The organism is Pseudomonas entomophila (genome assembly GCF_018417595.1).
Taxonomy (GTDB): Bacteria; Pseudomonadota; Gammaproteobacteria; order Pseudomonadales; family Pseudomonadaceae; genus Aquipseudomonas; species Aquipseudomonas entomophila_C.
In genome coordinates, this window is record NZ_CP070982.1 from 4,403,062 (window position 1) to 4,419,985 (window position 16,924).

At 64.0% G+C, this 16,924-nt stretch carries 19 protein-coding genes; 6 read left to right on the forward strand and 13 right to left on the reverse strand.

Going from position 1 to position 16,924, the window contains the following annotated elements:
- Positions 1-302: 302 nt before the first annotated feature.
- From JYG34_RS19050 to JYG34_RS19060, 3 genes are all read right to left on the reverse strand, one after another.
- Positions 303-944: a LysE family translocator gene (locus tag JYG34_RS19050; RefSeq protein WP_213657854.1), complete on the reverse strand. Its 642-nt coding sequence runs from the start codon at positions 942-944 to the stop codon at positions 303-305.
- Positions 945-1,014: 70 nt separating this feature from the next.
- Positions 1,015-1,347 carry a type II toxin-antitoxin system HicB family antitoxin gene (locus JYG34_RS19055; RefSeq protein ID WP_213657855.1) on the reverse strand — a complete coding sequence of 111 codons (333 nt, stop codon included), beginning with the start codon at positions 1,345-1,347 and terminating at the stop codon, positions 1,015-1,017.
- A gap of 298 nt (positions 1,348-1,645) precedes the next feature.
- A complete protein-coding gene (locus tag JYG34_RS19060; RefSeq protein WP_011535070.1) occupies positions 1,646-2,611 on the reverse strand; it encodes a threonine dehydratase in 966 nt (321 codons plus the stop codon).
- A gap of 75 nt (positions 2,612-2,686) precedes the next feature.
- On the opposite strand from JYG34_RS19060, the gene JYG34_RS19065 reads away from it, so the two are divergent.
- The gene (locus JYG34_RS19065; RefSeq protein WP_213657856.1) at positions 2,687-4,057 is read left to right on the forward strand and encodes a PLP-dependent aminotransferase family protein; all 1,371 of its coding nucleotides are present in this window, start codon (positions 2,687-2,689) and stop codon (positions 4,055-4,057) included.
- A gap of 180 nt (positions 4,058-4,237) precedes the next feature.
- On the opposite strand, the gene JYG34_RS19070 is transcribed toward JYG34_RS19065, so the two are convergent.
- Positions 4,238-4,495, reverse strand: a complete 258-nt coding sequence (locus tag JYG34_RS19070) for a DUF2790 domain-containing protein (RefSeq protein WP_213657857.1) — start codon at positions 4,493-4,495, stop codon at positions 4,238-4,240.
- A gap of 368 nt (positions 4,496-4,863) precedes the next feature.
- On the opposite strand from JYG34_RS19070, the gene JYG34_RS19075 reads away from it, so the two are divergent.
- Positions 4,864-5,232: a GNAT family N-acetyltransferase gene (locus JYG34_RS19075; protein WP_249746297.1), complete on the forward strand. Its 369-nt coding sequence runs from the start codon at positions 4,864-4,866 to the stop codon at positions 5,230-5,232.
- Here JYG34_RS19075 and def read toward each other — a convergent pair.
- The 3 genes from def to JYG34_RS19090 form a co-directional block, all read right to left on the reverse strand.
- Positions 5,187-5,723: a peptide deformylase gene (def, locus tag JYG34_RS19080; RefSeq protein WP_213657858.1), complete on the reverse strand. Its 537-nt coding sequence runs from the start codon at positions 5,721-5,723 to the stop codon at positions 5,187-5,189. The two genes, JYG34_RS19075 and def, sit on opposite strands and share 46 nt — an antisense overlap.
- Complete coding sequence (locus JYG34_RS19085; protein WP_213657859.1) at positions 5,723-6,679, reverse strand: YihY/virulence factor BrkB family protein; 957 nt, start codon at positions 6,677-6,679, stop codon at positions 5,723-5,725. The genes def and JYG34_RS19085 overlap by 1 nt, the downstream gene beginning before the upstream one ends.
- 170 nt (positions 6,680-6,849) lie before the next feature.
- A complete protein-coding gene (locus JYG34_RS19090) occupies positions 6,850-7,029 on the reverse strand; it encodes a CsbD family protein (protein WP_011535076.1) in 180 nt (59 codons plus the stop codon).
- Positions 7,030-7,265: 236 nt separating this feature from the next.
- Between JYG34_RS19090 and JYG34_RS19095 the strand changes: the two genes are divergently transcribed.
- Positions 7,266-7,646 (forward strand): hypothetical protein, encoded by a 381-nt coding sequence (locus tag JYG34_RS19095; RefSeq protein ID WP_213657860.1) that lies wholly within the window; start codon positions 7,266-7,268, stop codon positions 7,644-7,646.
- Here JYG34_RS19095 and JYG34_RS19100 read toward each other — a convergent pair whose 3' ends face one another.
- The gene (locus JYG34_RS19100; protein WP_213657861.1) at positions 7,647-8,483 is read right to left on the reverse strand and encodes a CvfB family protein; all 837 of its coding nucleotides are present in this window, start codon (positions 8,481-8,483) and stop codon (positions 7,647-7,649) included.
- Between the two features lie 118 nt (positions 8,484-8,601).
- Between JYG34_RS19100 and JYG34_RS19105 the strand changes: the two genes are divergently transcribed.
- Positions 8,602-9,450, forward strand: a complete 849-nt coding sequence (locus tag JYG34_RS19105) for a DUF6279 family lipoprotein (protein WP_213657862.1) — start codon at positions 8,602-8,604, stop codon at positions 9,448-9,450.
- A gap of 110 nt (positions 9,451-9,560) precedes the next feature.
- Here JYG34_RS19105 and aceK read toward each other — a convergent pair whose 3' ends face one another.
- Positions 9,561-11,276 (reverse strand): bifunctional isocitrate dehydrogenase kinase/phosphatase, encoded by a 1,716-nt coding sequence (gene aceK, locus JYG34_RS19110; RefSeq protein WP_213657863.1) that lies wholly within the window; start codon positions 11,274-11,276, stop codon positions 9,561-9,563.
- Positions 11,277-11,466: 190 nt separating this feature from the next.
- Between aceK and JYG34_RS19115 the strand changes: the two genes are divergently transcribed.
- On the forward strand, positions 11,467-12,342 hold the full coding sequence (locus tag JYG34_RS19115; RefSeq protein WP_213657864.1) for a DMT family transporter: 876 nt from the start codon (positions 11,467-11,469) through the stop codon (positions 12,340-12,342).
- A gap of 55 nt (positions 12,343-12,397) precedes the next feature.
- Here JYG34_RS19115 and JYG34_RS19120 read toward each other — a convergent pair whose 3' ends face one another.
- From JYG34_RS19120 to cysK, 4 genes are all read right to left on the reverse strand, one after another.
- Positions 12,398-13,279, reverse strand: coding sequence for a DMT family transporter (locus JYG34_RS19120; protein WP_213657865.1), 882 nt, complete (start codon positions 13,277-13,279; stop codon positions 12,398-12,400).
- 112 nt (positions 13,280-13,391) lie between these two features.
- A complete protein-coding gene (locus tag JYG34_RS19125) occupies positions 13,392-13,556 on the reverse strand; it encodes a hypothetical protein (protein ID WP_167535663.1) in 165 nt (54 codons plus the stop codon).
- A 96-nt stretch (positions 13,557-13,652) separates the two neighbouring features.
- Complete coding sequence (locus JYG34_RS19130; RefSeq protein WP_213657866.1) at positions 13,653-14,588, reverse strand: aspartyl/asparaginyl beta-hydroxylase domain-containing protein; 936 nt, start codon at positions 14,586-14,588, stop codon at positions 13,653-13,655.
- 213 nt (positions 14,589-14,801) lie between these two features.
- Positions 14,802-15,776 carry a cysteine synthase A gene (gene cysK, locus JYG34_RS19135; RefSeq protein WP_213657867.1) on the reverse strand — a complete coding sequence of 325 codons (975 nt, stop codon included), beginning with the start codon at positions 15,774-15,776 and terminating at the stop codon, positions 14,802-14,804.
- A gap of 296 nt (positions 15,777-16,072) precedes the next feature.
- Between cysK and JYG34_RS19140 the strand changes: the two genes are divergently transcribed.
- A complete protein-coding gene (locus JYG34_RS19140; protein ID WP_186661141.1) occupies positions 16,073-16,918 on the forward strand; it encodes an AAA family ATPase in 846 nt (281 codons plus the stop codon).
- Positions 16,919-16,924: the final 6 nt, after the last annotated feature.

Sequence of the window (16,924 nt, forward strand, 5' to 3'; positions counted from 1 at the left end):
GCACCCACACGAAAGTGCAAGTACGGGGCGCGTTGAAGCCGTTGAGAAGTACCCGAAGCATAAGGCAATGAAAGTGCGCAACTTTTGCGCAACCACACACAAGCAAATGATTTAAAAAGAGAAACTCGAATTTATTTCAATTTATTTTTATATTAAATATCGACAAATAATTACCCGCACAAAACAATCAATAAGACGCTTCCCAATACAAAGTAGGAGGCGCCTTACAAACCTAAAAATATCTAAACAAAATTATAAACAAGATAACGCGAAAATTCGCACCACACATCCGCATCGAACATTCAAATAGATGCAGCGAGGATGAATTCGCGATAACCGGAGACAATCACATACACCGCGAAATAGCAGAAAATGGCCGCCGACAGCAGGTAGGACCACGTCAGCAGCCGATCACCGAGCAGGCGCCCGCCATGGCTGGCGATGCCGCACAGCGACAGGCACCAGACCAGCCCGGCGGCGAAGAAGCCCCCCAGGAACAACCCCGCGTCGAGCAGGCTGCCACCACCGGACCTGGAGATCAGCACCCCACCCACCGCCGCGAACCAGAGGATGGCGCTGGGCGAGGACATGGCCAGGAAGATCCCACGCAGGAACTCGCGCCAGCCCGACTCCACCACCACCTCGCCCCGCGACGCCAGGTGCCCGCCGCGCCAGGCCGCCAGCAGCATCTTCAGGGCGAACCACACCAGCAGCGCCGAGCCGCCCAGCCACAGGGTCCAGCGCACGCTTTCGAACTGCAGCAGCACGGTCATGCCGGCCAGCGCGGCAATCGCGTAGACCAGGTCGCCGACACAGGTGCCCAGGCCCAGCCAGAACCCCTGGAGGAAGCCGCGCTGCATGGCCAGGGTGATCATGGCGATATTGGCAATGCCAATATCCAGGCAAAGGGACAGGCTGAGCAGGAAACCGTTGGAGAAGGGCATGCAAGACTCGTGTGGGTACTGGGTTGATGGTGCGCCACAATAGCCATGCCGACGAATGGCGCCAACCCTGTCAGGCCATCGCGGCCTGCTCGAAGACTTCGTCAGCCCATTGATTCAGGCTCTTTCCCGCCGCCCTCGCCGCAATGCTGGCGGCGGCATGGACTTCAGGGCGAATACGCAGCATGACCTTGCCGGAAGCCGGTTTTTCCGGGGTGATGCCCTGCTCTGCACAGTCGGCCAGGTAGTCATCAAGTGCCTCGCGGAATGCCTCATGCAGCTCGGGAACCGAGCTTGCGTGGAAGCTGATGATGTCGCGCAGGCCAAGCACGCGGCCAACGAAGATATCGTCGCGCTCGTCGTACTCGACACGTGCGGCATAGCCCTTGTAACGCATGCAACTCATGGTCGGACTCCTGCCCGCAACAGGAACTCGCGGGCTTCTTCAATCTGATATCGCCTGGCCTCCTTGCCAGGGTGTGGACGATGGCATCGCCAGAACTGGCCACTGAGCTGGATCTTGACCCTGGAGCCTTGCCGTTCGAGTACCTGGCCACCCAGGTACAACACCAATGCTTCGATCTCGGCAAATGGCAGAGAAGCAGTAGTCGGCGTTCTGAAGATGCTGTCCAGAATTTTGCGATATCGAGTGTTCATCGGGAAATGCTATCAAAATAAGATAGCACTTTTTCCATGACATTCATTCAGGATTTTTCATCCCCCGCCAACACCTGCGCATACCGCCCCCGGTCCACATTCGCTCCGCTGAGCACCACCGCGACACGCTTGCCGGCCTGGCGCTCGCGCTCCTGCAGCAACGCCGCCAAGGCTGCGGCGCCGGCCCCTTCGGCCGTGTTGTGAGTGGCTTCGTGGTACAGCCGCATGGCGGCCGCGATCTCACGGTCATCCACCCGCACGATGCGTGCGGCATTTTCGCGAACCAGGGCGAAGGCCTCCGGATGGGGCACGCGGCAGGCCATGCCGTCGGCGAAGGTGTCCGCAGTGGCCGTGGTGACGATACGCCCCAGCTCGAAACTCTGGGCATAGGCGTCCGCAGCACTGGAGACCACGCCGACGATCTCGGTGTCCAGCCCCAGCAGGTTGCGCGCCTGGATAAGCCCGCAGATGCCCGAGCCCATGCCGATCGGCACGTACACGCAATCCAGCCCGCTCACTGCCTCGAACAGTTCCAGGGCGTAGGTAGCCACGCCGCGCACCAGTTCCGGGTGGAACGACGGCACCATCGCATAGCCACGGGCCTCGGCGATCCTCGCCGCTTCCTCCCGCGCCACGTCGAAGTCGACGCCATGTTCCACCAGCTCGGCGCCCAGTGCGCGCATGGCGGCGTTCTTCTCGCGGGAGTTGCCTTGCGGTACCACGATCACCAGCGGCAGGCCGGCCTGGCGCGCCGCCAGGGCCATGCTCTGGCCGTGGTTGCCCCGGGTCGCGGTAACCAACCCGCGCGGCACCTGGCCGCTGGCCAGCAACGCACGCACGTAGACCAGGCCACCGCGCACCTTGAAGGCACCGGTGGGCGCATGGTTCTCGTGCTTGACCCACACCTGGCAACCCAACCGCTCGGCCAGCAGCGGCCAGGCGTGCTGCGGGGTCGGTGGCACATGCTGGTGGACGAACGTGGCGGCTTCGCGCAGGGCGGGCAGGTCGAACATGGCGGGCATCCTTCATCGGTTGGGGTTGAACCGATGCTAAGCGCCGGGCATTGTATGGGTCCAAAGTTATATTGCATGGGTAGCAATTTCGTGTGGACGCCCCTCCTGCAAGACGACGGCAAGCCCCGGTACCTGGCGCTGGTCGAAGCCATCGCCGACGCCATCGAGCGCGGCGAACTCACGGTCGGCCAGCGCCTGCCACCGCAACGACGCCTGGCCTGGGCCCTGGGGCTCAACCCCAGCACCACCCAGCAGGCCTACCGCGAAGCGGCGGCGCGCCACCTGGTTTCCGGCGAGGTGGGCCGTGGCACCTATGTGCTGGCGGGGAGCAAGGAGGCGACGCTGTTCCGCCTCAAGCAGCCTGATCACCAGCATCCGCTGATCGACCTGTCGACCAACGTGCCCGTGGCCGATCCGCACAATCGCGACCTGGAGCACAGCCTGCGCGGCTTGCTCGAACAGGGTGAAACCGCCCTGCTCGACCATTACCTGGGGCCTGAGCAACTGATGCTGGGGCGGATCCAGGGCGCCCGCTGGCTGGCCAATCGCGGCCTGGACCTGGCACCTGAGGAGGTGATGCTCTGCGGCGGTGCCCAGCAGGCGCTGACCCTCGTGCTGCAGTCGTTGTGCCAAGCGGGTGAGCCGGTGATGGTCGAGGCGCTGACCGCACCGGGCATCAAGGCCGCCTGCCGCCAATTGCGCCTGCCGGTGCATGGCGTGGCCCTGGACGACCAGGGTCTGCGCCCGGATGAACTGGACCGTGTCGCTCGGGCCAGTGGTGCGAGGATACTGGTGACCACCCCAACCCTGCACAACCCCACCGGCACCTGCATGGACGAAGCTCGGCGCCAGGCGCTGGCGGACGTCGCCAGGCGTCATGAGCTACTGGTGATCGAAGATGATGTGTATGGCGCATTGACCGATCGGCCGCCGCTCTACCCGTTGCTCGAAGGCCGAGGCGTACTGATCACCAGCCTGTCCAAGACCGTGGCCGCCGGCCTGCGCCTGGGATGGATCGCGGCCCAACCGGCGTTGCTGGAGCAGATCGACCCTTACGCCCAGGCCAGCCACTGGTCGGTATCACCCTTGAACCTGCGTATCGCCTGCCAGTGGATCGCCGACGGCACCGCCGCCCGGCGCCTGGCGTGGCAGCGGGAAGAACTTGGCGAACGCTGGCGCCTGGCCCGGGCGCTGCTGGGGGATGCGCTACCGATCGCCGGCGTGCCCTCGCCCCATGCCTGGCTGGCCACGCCAGAAGACGCCGAGAAAGTGGTTGCCCGGTGTCGGGCGCAAGGGGTGGAGATCGTGCCGGCCAGCGTGTTCGCGGTGGGCACGGACAGCGTGCGGGCAGTGCGGGTCAGCCTGTCGGCGGCGCACAGCCGGGCGCAGTTGAAGCAGGGGCTGGAGCTCGTGGGAGCAACTGTCTTGCAGGGAGCTCGGGATTGATACCTGCCCCTGTGGGAGCGGCCTTGTGTCGCGAAAGGGCCGCAAAGCGGCCCCGGCGACCTTTAAGCCAACACTGGAATCTGGGGCTGCTACGCAGCCCTTTCGCGACACAAGGCCGCTCCCACAGGGATTGCACAAGGCTCGAGGTTAACTCGCTCCCAAGAACCTTTTTTGTACGGCTCAATTCAACCGGCAACCCTCGCCCAGGGCGCGGTACTGGAGGGTGTGCACCTGCCCCTGATGGTCCTCGTAGGTCATGGTGGCCGGCACCACTTCGCACACGTTGGGGATGGTCGACAAGCTGATCACGCGCTTGATGTCGAGGTTGGTGGAATAGTCGTACTGCTCGACTGCGGGTTGGGTGGCTGCGGTCTTGGCCTGGTCCGCGTAGGCGAACGAGGATATACCGACCAATGCAAGAATCAGTAAGGCTTTCATGGATATCGACCTTGATGGCTATCAAGCTGATCGCGTGACTTCTGATGCCGTCAATGGCGCGGAGAAGTTGTCATCGACTGCTGGGATGACACGAAGTACCGATCCCGCTTTATCGTACTGCCGGGGGGATGAGGGAAAGTCTACTCCCCGTCCGGAATAGTTGAACCCTTATGTCGGATATTCACCCTTGTCGGATTTGCAACAATCTGCGACAAAGCACGGCCTAAAGTTCAGGTGCCTGTTCTGGCACATTCGCCGGCAAGCCGGCCCCTATGGTGAGAACACTTTTGACCACGCTGACCTGCATGCACCTTCCACAGTTGCAACGCCGCCTGCTGGAGCACTTCTATCGCCAGCACGGCTCGCGCATGCGCGCCAGCGGCGAGGGGGAGCTGTGGGTGGCCCGTGCCGATGAAATCGTGGGAGGGATGAGCCTGCAGGCTGTGGCACAAGGGCACTGGCTTACCGGCCTGTTCGTCGCGCCACAGTGGCGTGGGCGGCAGGTCGCGTCACGCCTGGTCGAAGCGGCCTTGACGGCGCACCCGGGCCCGACCTGGCTGTTCTGCCATCCAGACCTGGAGGCGTTCTACCAGCGCCTGGGCTTCACGCCCACCAGCGACCTGCCCGAAGCCCTGGCCTCGCGCCTGGCCCGCTATCAGCGCAACAAGCCACTGCTGGCGATGGCGCGGGGTCAGTCCTCGGCCACATCCAGACCGGGGAACAGCACCTCGGTGTAGCCGAACTTGCTGAAGTCCTGAATACGCGAGGGGTACAAACGGCCGATCAGGTGATCGCACTCATGCTGCACCACCCGCGCATGGAAGCCATCGGCAAAGCGGTCGATCGGGTTGCCGTCGGGGTCGACGCCGGTATAGCTGATGTGCTTGTAGCGCGGCACCACGCCACGCAGCCCCGGCACCGAGAGGCAGCCCTCCCAACCATCCTCGACCTCGGTGGACATCGGCGTGATCACCGGGTTGAGCAGGATGGTCCGCGGCACGGCTTCGGCATCCGGGTAGCGTTCGCTGCGCTCGAAGCCGAAGATCACCAGTTGCAGGTCGATGCCGATCTGCGGCGCGGCCAGGCCCACGCCACCGACGTGGGCCATGGTTTCGAACATGTCGTCGATCAGCTGGCGCAATTCCGGGCTGCCCAGCATGTGCTCGGGGACCGGCGGGGCGATGCGCAGCAGGCGTTCATCGCCCATCTTGAGAATGTCACGGATCATCAGGTATTCGGCTCGCGGGTTTGAGGGGCGTGTTCCACGGGGTGTTCATGGCCAAGCACGGTGATGGTATCCCGGTGCTGGTCGCCCGCGAAGTCCTTCTCGCCCGGGTTCTTGCCTTCGGCCGACAGGTGCTCGATCACCGCGTTCATCTCCGCCCCCAACAGCAGCACGGCGGCGGAAATGTAGAAGTACAGCAACAGCACGATGATCGCACCGATGCTGCCGTACATGGCGTTGTAGTCGGCGAACGTCTTCACGTAGTAGGCAAAGCCCAGGGAGGCGACGATCCACACCACCACCGCCAGCACCGAGCCAGGGGTGATGAAGCGGAATTTCTGCTTCACATCGGGCATGACGTAGTAGATCAAGGCCACCGCTACCATCATCAGGATGATGATCGCCGGCCAGCGCAGGATGGTCCACACCACGACCACCGCCTCTTCCAGCCCCACCTGCGAGGCGATCCATTCCATGACCTGCGGCCCCAGCACCATCAGCGCGGCCGCCGCCAGCAACATGCCGGCGATGCCGACGGTGTAGATGATCGACAAGGGGAAGCGCTTCCACACCGGCCGCCCTTCGGCCACATCGTAGGCGGCGTTCATCGCGCTCATCATCAGGCGCACGCCGGCCGAGGCCGTCCACAGGGCGATCACGATACCCACCGAGAGCAAGCCGCCCTTCGATTGCTGCAACTGGTCGATCACCGGGTTGACCTGCTCCAGGGCCTGGGGCGGCAGCACCAGTTCGGACTGCAGGCGCAGCCAGGAGAAGAAGTCCGGCAGGTGCAGGAAACCGATCAGGGCGATCAGGAACAGCAGGAAGGGGAACAGCGAGAACAGCATCTGGTAGGCCAGCGCGCTGGCATAGGTGGACATTTCGTCATCGAGGAATTCCTTGACGGTGCGCACCAGCACGCGGTGCAGGGGCAAACCGCGCAGCTCAGGGAAAATCATAGCGTCTCCTTTCGCCGCTTGATCGTCGTGGCAATACGGACAAGTCTAATAGACCGCGCCGCAGCTGTGACTACTCAACGCCAAATGCAAGAAAACGGCTACAAGCAAGAACACAAAACCGTAGGGGCCAGCCTTGCTGGCTCCTACGGGAAGTCTAAATCACCGGTTGATCAAGGCTTCTTCACCGCATCCTTGACCTTGCCCACCGCCTGCTGCGCTTCGCCCTTGATTTCCTGGGCCTTGCCTTCGGCGCGCAACCGGTCGTTGCCGGTGACCTTGCCAACGCCCTGCTTGATGTTGCCCACGGCCTCGTTGGCCAGCCCTTTCGCTTTGTCTTTGGTACCGCTCATGGGAGAACTCCTTGCGGGAAAGACACGGGAAATCGTGTCGACAACAGATCGACCCGCGGGCTTGCGCCAGAGTTTCAAATTGTTTGAACAGGGCCTGCCGAATGGCGAACAGTGGGCATTCGCGGTACTGGCCCTTTCGCCGGCAAAGCCGGCTTCCTGCAGGTTCGGCGCTTGCCGCGCCCCGCGCCACCCAGCACAATGGCAGGCCTTTCTAGCGTCAACCCGCAGGAACCTGCATGAAACTCGACAAACCCACCGCCATCGCCCGCCGCAACGCGGCGCTGACCCGGCCGGTGCTCGACCGCGACAACACCCTGTTCGCCATCCTCGACAAGAAGCGCAACCTGTGGTGGTTCGAAGTGCCGGTGGCACTGCTGCGCAAGGGCCAGCCCGACTGGGTCAACCTGTTGCTGCATACCCCGGAAACCGACGAGTTGCAGCACCTGAAGGTGCCGGTCAACTTCCTGCGCGCGCATCAGGAGCAGATGGAAGTGCGCCACCCCGGCAAGCGCCGCTCCACCATCAGCCTGGCCCTGAGCGCCGACCGCGACTCGCTGCTGCGCGACACCCGCCCGGGCGGCGAGCAACTGGATTTCCGGACCTTCGTGCAGGCCTGATCAGGCCCGCTCGATGCGATCGTCATGGATGACGATCCGGCCCTGCTTGAACAGTGCGCCGATCGCCTTCTTGAAGTTGCCCTTGCTGACATTGAACATCTGGCTGATCACCGCCGGGTCGCTCTTGTCGCACACCGGCAGCACGCCACCAGCGGCTTCCAGGCGCTGCATGATCTGCTCGTGCAGGGTGTCGGCCAGCGCCTCGCCGACCGGTTGCAGGCTCAGGGCGATCTTGCCGTCATGGCGCACTTCCTTGATGAAGCCCTTCTCGTGCATGCCCGAACGCAGGAACTTGAACACTTCGTTCTTGTGGATCAGGCCCCAGTGGCGGTTGTTGATGATCGCCTTGAACCCCATCGGCGTCTCGCCGGCCACCAGCAGCTCGACCGGCTGGCCGGCCTTGTAGTCCACCGGGGTGCGATCCAGGTAGCGGTCCAGCTTGGCGGTGGCGGTGATGCGCCGGGTGCGTTTGTCGAGGTAGGCGTGAACCACGCAGTAGTCGCCGATCTTCAGCGGCCTGGACTCTTCCGAGTACGGCATCAGCAGGTCCTTCGAGAGGCCCCAGTCGAGGAAGATGCCTGCGCCGTTGATGTCCTTGACCTTGAGGCTGGCGAACTCGCCCACCTGCATTTTCGGCTTCTCGGTGGTGGCGATCAGCTGGTCTTCGCTGTCGAGGTAGATGAACACGTTGAGCCAGTCGTCGAGTTCGAGCTCGGCGTCCTTGGGGAAGTAACGCCGTGGCAGCAGGATTTCGCCGTCGGCGCCGCCGTCCAGGTACAGGCCGAACTCCACATGTTTCACGATTTGCAAACTGTTGTAACGCCCAAGCAGAGCCATTTCCGAAGATCCTCAAGACAAGGCGGCTATTCTAACACCTGACCCGCCCGGCCGCCCGAGCGTCCATTCGCCGGAGCCGCCGCGCGCCCCTTGCGTCCCAGCCCTGCAGGGATCCGCCATGCTCAAGCGCCTGCTCATCGCCGTTGCCCTCGCCCTCACCCTGGCGGCGTGCAATCGTATCGACGTGGCCTATCGCAACCTCGACCACCTGGTACCCTGGTCGCTGGGCGACTATCTGGACATGAACCGCGAGCAGAAGCGTTTGCTCGACGAACGGCTCAAGGAACAGCTGGCCTGGCACTGCCGCACGCAGCTGCCCGGCTATCTCGACTGGCTCGACCAGGTGCGCTCGATGGTCGCCAACGACGCGGTGACCGATGACGCCTTGCAACAGCGCGCGCGGGAGGCGCGCCAGGCCATTGGCCGGGTTGCCGTGGCCATCACCCCGTCGGCCACCGAACTGTTGCGCGGTATGAACGACGAGCAGGTGGCCGAAATGCGCCAGGCGTTTCGCGCCGACATCGCCAAACGCCAGAAAGCCTACGCCGACACGCCGCTGGTCAAGCAGATCGAGCAGCGCGCCACGCGCATGCAAAAGCGCCTGGAGCCCTGGCTGGGCGAACTCAGCAGCGAACAGCACCAGCGGGTGATGCGCTGGTCCCAGGCTCTGGGGGACCAGAACCGCCAGTGGATTAAAAACCGCGCCCACTGGCAGCAGCAACTGGTGCTGGCGCTCAACCAGCGTGCCGACGCCAGTTTCGAGCCGCGCCTGGCGCAGTTGCTGCAGCGCAAGGAGAGCCTGTGGACGCCGGAGTATCGCCAGGCGTTCCAGAGCAGCGAACAAGAGGCGCGCAGCCTGCTGGTGGACCTGATGAAACAGAGCAGCCCAGCGCAGCGTCAGTACCTGCAACAGCAACTGGGCAAGGTGCGGGCGGATTTCAGTGAAATGAAGTGCCTGAAGCGTTGAGCAAGACTTCTGTAGGAGCGGCTTTAGCCGCGATCACCCGCGAAGCGGGTGCCAGACACCGCGTTGCCTGCATCGCGGCTAAAGCCGCTCCTACAAGGAATCCCCCGCTCTCAGCGCCCCCTGCGCCGATACGGAAACACATCAATCACTTTCCCGGCGCGAATGGCCTCCTGCAATTCCTTCCAGTAATCGGCGTCATACAGCTCCCCATGCAAACGGCTGAACAACCGCCGTTGGCCGATATCGGCGAACAGGAACGGCGGGAACTCCTCGGGAAACACATCGTGCGGCCCGATCGAATACCACGGTTCCCCCGACATCTCGTCCTCGGGGTAGCGCGGCGGCGGGATATGCCGGAAGTTGACCTCCGTAAGAAAGCTGATTTCGTCATAGTCGTAGAACACCACCCGGCCATGGCGGGTGACACCGAAGTTCTTCAGCAGCATGTCGCCCGGGAAGATGTTCGCCGCCGCCAGTTGCTTGATGGCCAGCCCGTAGTCCTCCAGCGCCTCCAGCACCTGGCCCTCGCTGGCATGCTCCAGGTACAGGTTGAGCGGGGTCATGCGCCGTTCGGTCCAGCAGTGGCGGATCAGCACCGTGTCGCCTTCCAGGCTCACCGTCGAGGGGGCTACCTCCAGCAGCTCGGCCAGGCATTCGGGGTCGAACTTGCCCTGCGGGAAGCGGAAATCGGCGAACTCCTGGGTATCGGCCATGCGCCCGACACGGTCGACGCTTTTCACCAGCCGGTACTTCTCGATCACCGTGGCGCGGTCGACGGTCTTCGACGGCGAGAAGCGGTCCTTGATGACCTTGAACACGGTGTTGAAGCCCGGCAGGGTGAACACACTCATGACCATGCCACGCACGCCAGGGGCCATGACGAAGCGGTCATCGCTGTTGGCCAGGTGGTTGATCAGGGCGCGGTAGAACTCCGACTTGCCGTGCTTGTAGAAACCGATCGAGGTGTACAGCTCGGCGATGTGCTTGCCCGGCAGGATGCGCTTGAGGAAATTGACGAACTCACCCGGCACCGGCACGTCGACCATGAAGTACGAGCGGGTGAAGGAGAAGATGATCGACACTTCGGCTTCGTCGGTGATCAGCGCGTCCGCCTCGATCCCGTGCCCTTCGCGGTGCAGCAGCGGGATCACCAGCGGCCACTGCTCGTCGGGGGTGTACAGGCGCCCGACCAGATAGGCGCCCTTGTTGCGGTAGAGCACTGGGGTGAACAACTCGATCTTTAGCTGCGGGTCTTTGCAGACCCAGTCGGGCAGGCATTCGCGCAACTGTTCCTCAAGGCGTGACAGGTCGGCCTCCAGGTTGCCATAGGGCACGTCGAACGCGTAGTCGGCGAAGATCGCCCGCAACAGCCCCTTGAGCCCGTCCGTCAGCGCATAGGTACGCGTCTGCGCCGCACGTTCATGGCCGCGCATCGAGGGCCGGGTGGTGTGGATGAACATGCAGCCATCGCTGATCTGGTCATGGCTGAACAGGCTGCAGAACAGCGAGTTGTACCAGGTCTCCGACAACTCATCGTCCAGGCGCGGGTCGATCAGGCGGATATAGGCGTTCTTGACCAGCGGCCACTGCTCGACGTCCAGCAGCGTCTGCGCCTCGAACCCTTTGCGCAGCCAGCCGTTGGCCTCGGCGACCTTCTCTTCGTACAGGTTGATGCGTGCCGCCGCCGCGTGCTGGATGTCCTGCCACTGCGCCTGCTCGAAGCGCTCGCGGGCACCGAGGGTGATGCGGCGAAAATGCTCGCGGTAGTCATCGAAACCGTCGAGGATCACGCGGGCGATCTCGGCGGCGGGCCAGGGTTGGGTCATGCGGAGCCTCCGGTGCAGGGTGCAGCGCTGAGCTTAGCCCATTCCATTCACCGGCAAACCAGCCCCCACAATCCAGCAGGAGCCGGCTTGCCGGCGAACAGCCTCCCCCGTTTACACAGCAAGAAAGCACAAGAATCCGGCCCATCCCCTGACGTACACTCGCGCCCCTGCCCTACCGCCGGAGATAACCGTGAGCCCCACCGCCCTAGCCCGCCTGCTGACCCTCGCCGCCGTCTGGGGGGCGAGCTTCCTGTTCATGCGCATCATCGCCCCCGAGCTCGGCACGGTGCCGACGGCGTTCTTCCGGGTGTCCATCGCTTGCCTGGGGCTGGTGGCGATCCTCGCCGCGGCACGGGTGCGCTGGGACTTCCAGGGCAAGCTGGGAGCCTGCCTGGTGCTGGGGATGATCAACTCGGGGATCCCGGCAACCTTCTATTCGGTGGCCGCACAGGTGCTGCCGGCCGGTTACTCGGCGATCTTCAACGCCACCACGCCATTGATGGGGGTGCTGATCGGTGCCTTGTTCTTCCACGAGGCGATGACCCTGCCCAAGCTGTGCGGGATCTTCCTCGGCCTGTTCGGCGTGGGCATCCTCAGCGGCGCCGGCCCGGTGGCGCTGGACATGGCCCTGGTGCAGGGCGCCCTGGCGTGCCTGGCGGCGACCACCTGCTATGGCTTCGCGGGCTTTCTCGCCCGGCGCTGGGTCGCCGGGCTGGACAGCCGGCTGTCGGCGCTGGGCAGCATGCTGGGGGCCACGCTGCTGCTCAGCCCGCTGTTCGCCTGGAGCGCACTGACCCAGCCACCGGCCAGCTGGGGTGGTTGGGAGGTGTGGTTGTCGCTGCTGGGGCTGGGGCTGTTGTGCACGGCATTCGCCTACATCCTGTACTTCCGCCTGCTGGCCGAAATCGGGCCGGTCAAGGCCAGTACCGTGACCTTCCTGATCCCGGTGTTCGGGGTGCTGTGGGGGGCGTGGCTGCTGGATGAGCCACTGTCGATGGCGCATCTGTATGGCGGGGTGTTGATTGGCGCGGCGCTCTGGCTGGTGTTGAAACCTGCCAGAGCGTGACAGGCCTTGCTGGCGAATGCAGCTGCGTTCGCCGGCAAGGCTGGCCCCTACAGGGTTACGCCGCGGCTGCGCGTAGCGCCGGCTTGCGGAATACGAACAACAGCCCGACCACGATCAGCCCCATCCCCAGCAGGCTCAATGGTGCCAGGCGGTTACCGAAGATGAAGAAGTCCATCACCGCGGTCACCGCCGGCACCAGGTAGAACAGGCTGGTGACGTTGACCAGGTTGCCCTTGGCGATCAGCCGGTACAGCAGCAGGGTCGCCAGTAGCGATACCACCAGCCCCATCCACAGCAGCGCGCCAATGAAACTCATGTTCCATTCGACGTGCAATGCCTGGAACGGCGCGAACACCGCGCATAGCGCGAAGCCGGCCAGGTACTGCAACGGCAAGGTCCCCATGGGGTTGTCGGTGATGCGCTTCTGCAGGATCGAACCCAGGGTCATGCTGGCCAGCGCCAGCAAGGCGAACAGCATGCCGACGAGCGAGACGCCGCCCAGGTTGATGCCCTGGTAGACCACCATCACCAACCCGGCCAACCCGAGCCCCAGCCCGAACAGGCGGGTGAGGGAGCGCTGGCGCTCCATCAGGACCACGGTGAGGATCGGCTGCACGCCCATGACCGTGGCCATGACGCCAGGGGTGACATGGGTATTCAACGCCAGCAGGTAGAAGATCTGGTAGGCACCGAGCAGCACGCCCCCCGTGCCCAGGGCACGCAGGATCGCGCCCCGGCTGCGCGGCCAGCGCAAGCCGAGCATCGGGCTGATCAGCAGCAGACCACAGAGCGCCAGCGCCGAGCGCAACAGCAGGAAGGCGAACGGGCTGGCCTGGGCCAGGCCAAGCTTGGAGACGATCGCCCCGCTGCTCCACAGCAGGACGAACAGGCTGGTGGTGGCCGCCGAGGCCACGGATGCTTTGGATAAGACAGACATGTATTGCCACCTGTATACGGGCAAATGAGCCGTACGGAGGGCCTATCGCATAGGGGATGGCCGACCGTGTTCAGTAGGGTGCGCGTGCGGTGGGGAGACGGCCAGCGGCCGGTCAGCCCAGCACCACGACTGCGCGAGTGGGCGGAGCTACGCCGCCTACAACGCCACTGACAGGTGGTGGGTAGTGACTGATCATGGCCGGCTGCTGGCTGCCACGCACGACCACGCCCGCGACAGGCGCGAGAACGTAAGCGGTGGTGGAAGGGATGGCTGGCATGAACAGGTCTTCTGGGAAGTGAATGTTTCGGAATATAGCGGTGGAATCATCGCGGGGCAAGCCCGCTCCCACGAGGAGCGAGCCTGCCCATGCGATTCAGAACAACCAACGATACAGCGCGTAGGCGACCACCACCGCCAGTACCGGCCGCAGCACGCGGTAGGCCTTGGGGTTGGCGCGCTTGAACTGCTTGACGCGGGTGCTGATGACATTGCTGAAGCGCTTGCTCCAGGCGTAGGCCTGGTTGATCCCGCCGACACGTTCGTCATCGGTGTTCTGCGGCGCGGTGGCGCGGCCGAGGAAGGCGCTGACCTTGCGGTTGATGCGGGTCATCAGCGGGCTGTTGAGCGGGCGCTCAACGTCGCAGAAGAGGATCACGCGGGTGACCTCGGTCTCGTTCTTGACCCAGTGCACGAAGGTTTCGTCGAACATCACGTCCTCGCCGTCACGCCAGGCATACGGCTGGCCGTCGACGTAGATGCGGCAGTTGTCCGAGTTGGGGGTGGACAAACCCAGGTGGTAACGCAGGGAGCCGGCGAACGGGTCGCGGTGCGGGTTCAGGTGGCTGCCGCCGGGCAGCAGGGCGAACATCGCGCCCTTGACGTTGGGGATGCCGCTGACCAGTTCGACGGTCTTCGGGCAGAGCGCTTCGGCCGACGGCAGCGGCTTGTCGTACCACTTCAGGTAGAAGCGCTTCCAGCCCTTCTTGAAGAAGGAGCCGAAACCGGCGTCGTTGTCTTTCTCCGCGGCGCGGATGTACCCCTCGTCGAACAGGCGCATGGCCTCCTCGCGGATCACCTCCCAGTTATCCTTGAGCACGTCCAGCTCCGGGAAGCGCTGGCGGTCCAGGTAGGGTTTGGAGGGCACGCCGGAGAACAGGTACATCAGGCTGTTGTAGGGGGCGAACAGCGCCGAATGGTTGACGAACTGGCGCAGCACCGGCAGGCGCGCCTTGCCGCGCAGGTGCACGAACAGCACACTGGCGAAGAACACCAGCAGGACACCTGCCTTGGCGACAAAGGATAAGGTCATGCAACACTCCTTGGAGGGGAAATCTGGCCATCCCCGGATAGCCGGACATCATAAACCCATCCTGCCCGGGTAAAAACAACCGGGGCAGGATCGCAGTGTTAAGGATTGTGCAATAAAGATGCGCATCCGGTATTGCGCCGGATCAGAGGTGCGGCGGATTTGGGGGCGCGTTGCGCCCCATCGCCGGCAGGCCGGCTCCTACAGGTCAGCGGCCTACTGCTGGTTTTCCTGTTCGGTGAACATGTCGCTGAACAGCATGCTCGACAGGTAGCGCTCGCCCGAGTCCGGCAGGATCACCACGATGGTCTTGCCCTGCATCTCGGGTTTCTCGGCCAGGCGCACCGCCGCCGCCATCGCCGCGCCGCAGGAGATGCCGCAGAGGATGCCCTCCTCCTGCATCAGGCGGATGGCCATGGCCTTGGACTCCTCCTCGGTGACGGTCTCGACCTGGTCGACGATCGACAGGTCGAGGTTCTTCGGCACGAAGCCGGCGCCGATGCCCTGGATCTTGTGCGGGGCGGGCTTGAGCTCTTCGCCGGCCAGGGTCTGGCTGATCAGCGGCGAGTTAACCGGCTCCACCGCCACCGACAGGATCGACTTGCCCTGGGTGTGCTTGATGTAGCGCGACACACCGGTGATGGTACCGCCGGTACCAACACCGGCCACCAGCACGTCGACCGCGCCATCGGTGTCGTTCCAGATTTCCGGGCCGGTGGTCTTCTCGTGGATGGCCGGGTTGGCCGGGTTGTCGAACTGGCCCGGCAGGAAGTGCTGGGCCGGGTCCGAGGCGACGATCTCGTTGGCTTTCTCGATGGCGCCCTTCATGCCCTTGGCCTTGTCCGTCAGCACCAGCTCGGCGCCCAGCGCTTTCAAGACCTTGCGCCGCTCCAGGCTCATCGAGTCCGGCATGGTCAGCACCAGCCGGTAGCCACGGGCGGCGGCGACGAAGGCCAGGCCGATGCCGGTGTTGCCCGAGGTGGGTTCGACGATGGTCATGCCCGGCTTGAGCTTGCCGCTGCTCTCGGCGTCCCAGATCATGCTGGCGCCGATCCGGCACTTCACCGAATAGCCCGGGTTGCGCCCCTCGATCTTGGCCAGGATGGTCACCCCGCGCGGGGCGATGCGGTTGATCTGCACCAGCGGCGTGTTGCCGATGGAGTGGGCATTGTCGGCGTAGATTCGGCTCATGGCAGCGGTCCCTTGAATGCATGGACGGGCGGATGGACCTTCAAGGGTAAGCCTGCCTTGCAGGGGCGTAAAGCCCGCTCCAGAACGTGGGGTGACGGACCATTCAGGGACTGAATACCCGGTCTGCGTTTGCAGGCGCCGGGTGCGGGGTTATAGTCGCTGACAAATGACAAACATGTGTTGTCCGGGCCGGCCCATTCGAGGGTAAACCCGCCCCCACAGGTTCGGCACAACCCTCAAGGGTAGTGCTGTACCCGCGAATGGGCCGGCACCGACACCCCACAGAGGATGGCTACATGAAGTTCGAAGGCACCCGCGACTACGTCGCCACAGACGACCTGAAGCTGGCGGTCAACGCGGCCATCACCCTGGAGCGCCCGCTGCTGGTCAAGGGCGAGCCCGGCACCGGCAAGACCATGCTCGCCGAGCAACTGGCCGCCTCCTTCGGTGCCCGCCTGATCACCTGGCACATCAAGTCGACCACCAAGGCCCACCAGGGCCTGTACGAGTACGACGCGGTCAGCCGCCTGCGCGATTCGCAGTTGGGCGTGGACAAGGTCCACGACGTGCGCAACTACCTGAAGAAGGGCAAGCTGTGGGAGGCCTTCGAGGCCGACGAGCGGGTGATCCTGCTGATCGACGAGATCGACAAGGCCGACATCGAGTTCCCCAACGACCTGTTGCAGGAACTCGACAAGATGGAGTTCTACGTCTACGAGATCGACGAAACGATCAAGGCCAGGCAGCGCCCGATCATCATCATCACCTCCAACAACGAGAAAGAGCTGCCCGACGCCTTCCTGCGCCGCTGCTTCTTCCACTACATCGCCTTCCCCGACCGCGCCACGCTGCAGCAGATCGTCGACGTGCACTACCCGAACATCAGCCAGTCGCTGGTCAGCGAGGCGCTGGATGTGTTCTTCGACGTGCGCAAGGTCCCGGGCCTGAAGAAAAAACCGTCCACCTCCGAGCTGGTCGACTGGCTCAAGCTGCTGATGGCCGACAACATCGGCGAAGCGGTGCTGCGCGAACGCGACCCGACCAAGGCCATCCCGCCGCTGGCCGGCGCCCTGGTCAAGAACGAACAGGACGTGCAGCTGCTCGAGCGCCTGGCCTTCATGAGCCGGCGCGGCAACCGCTGACAGGAG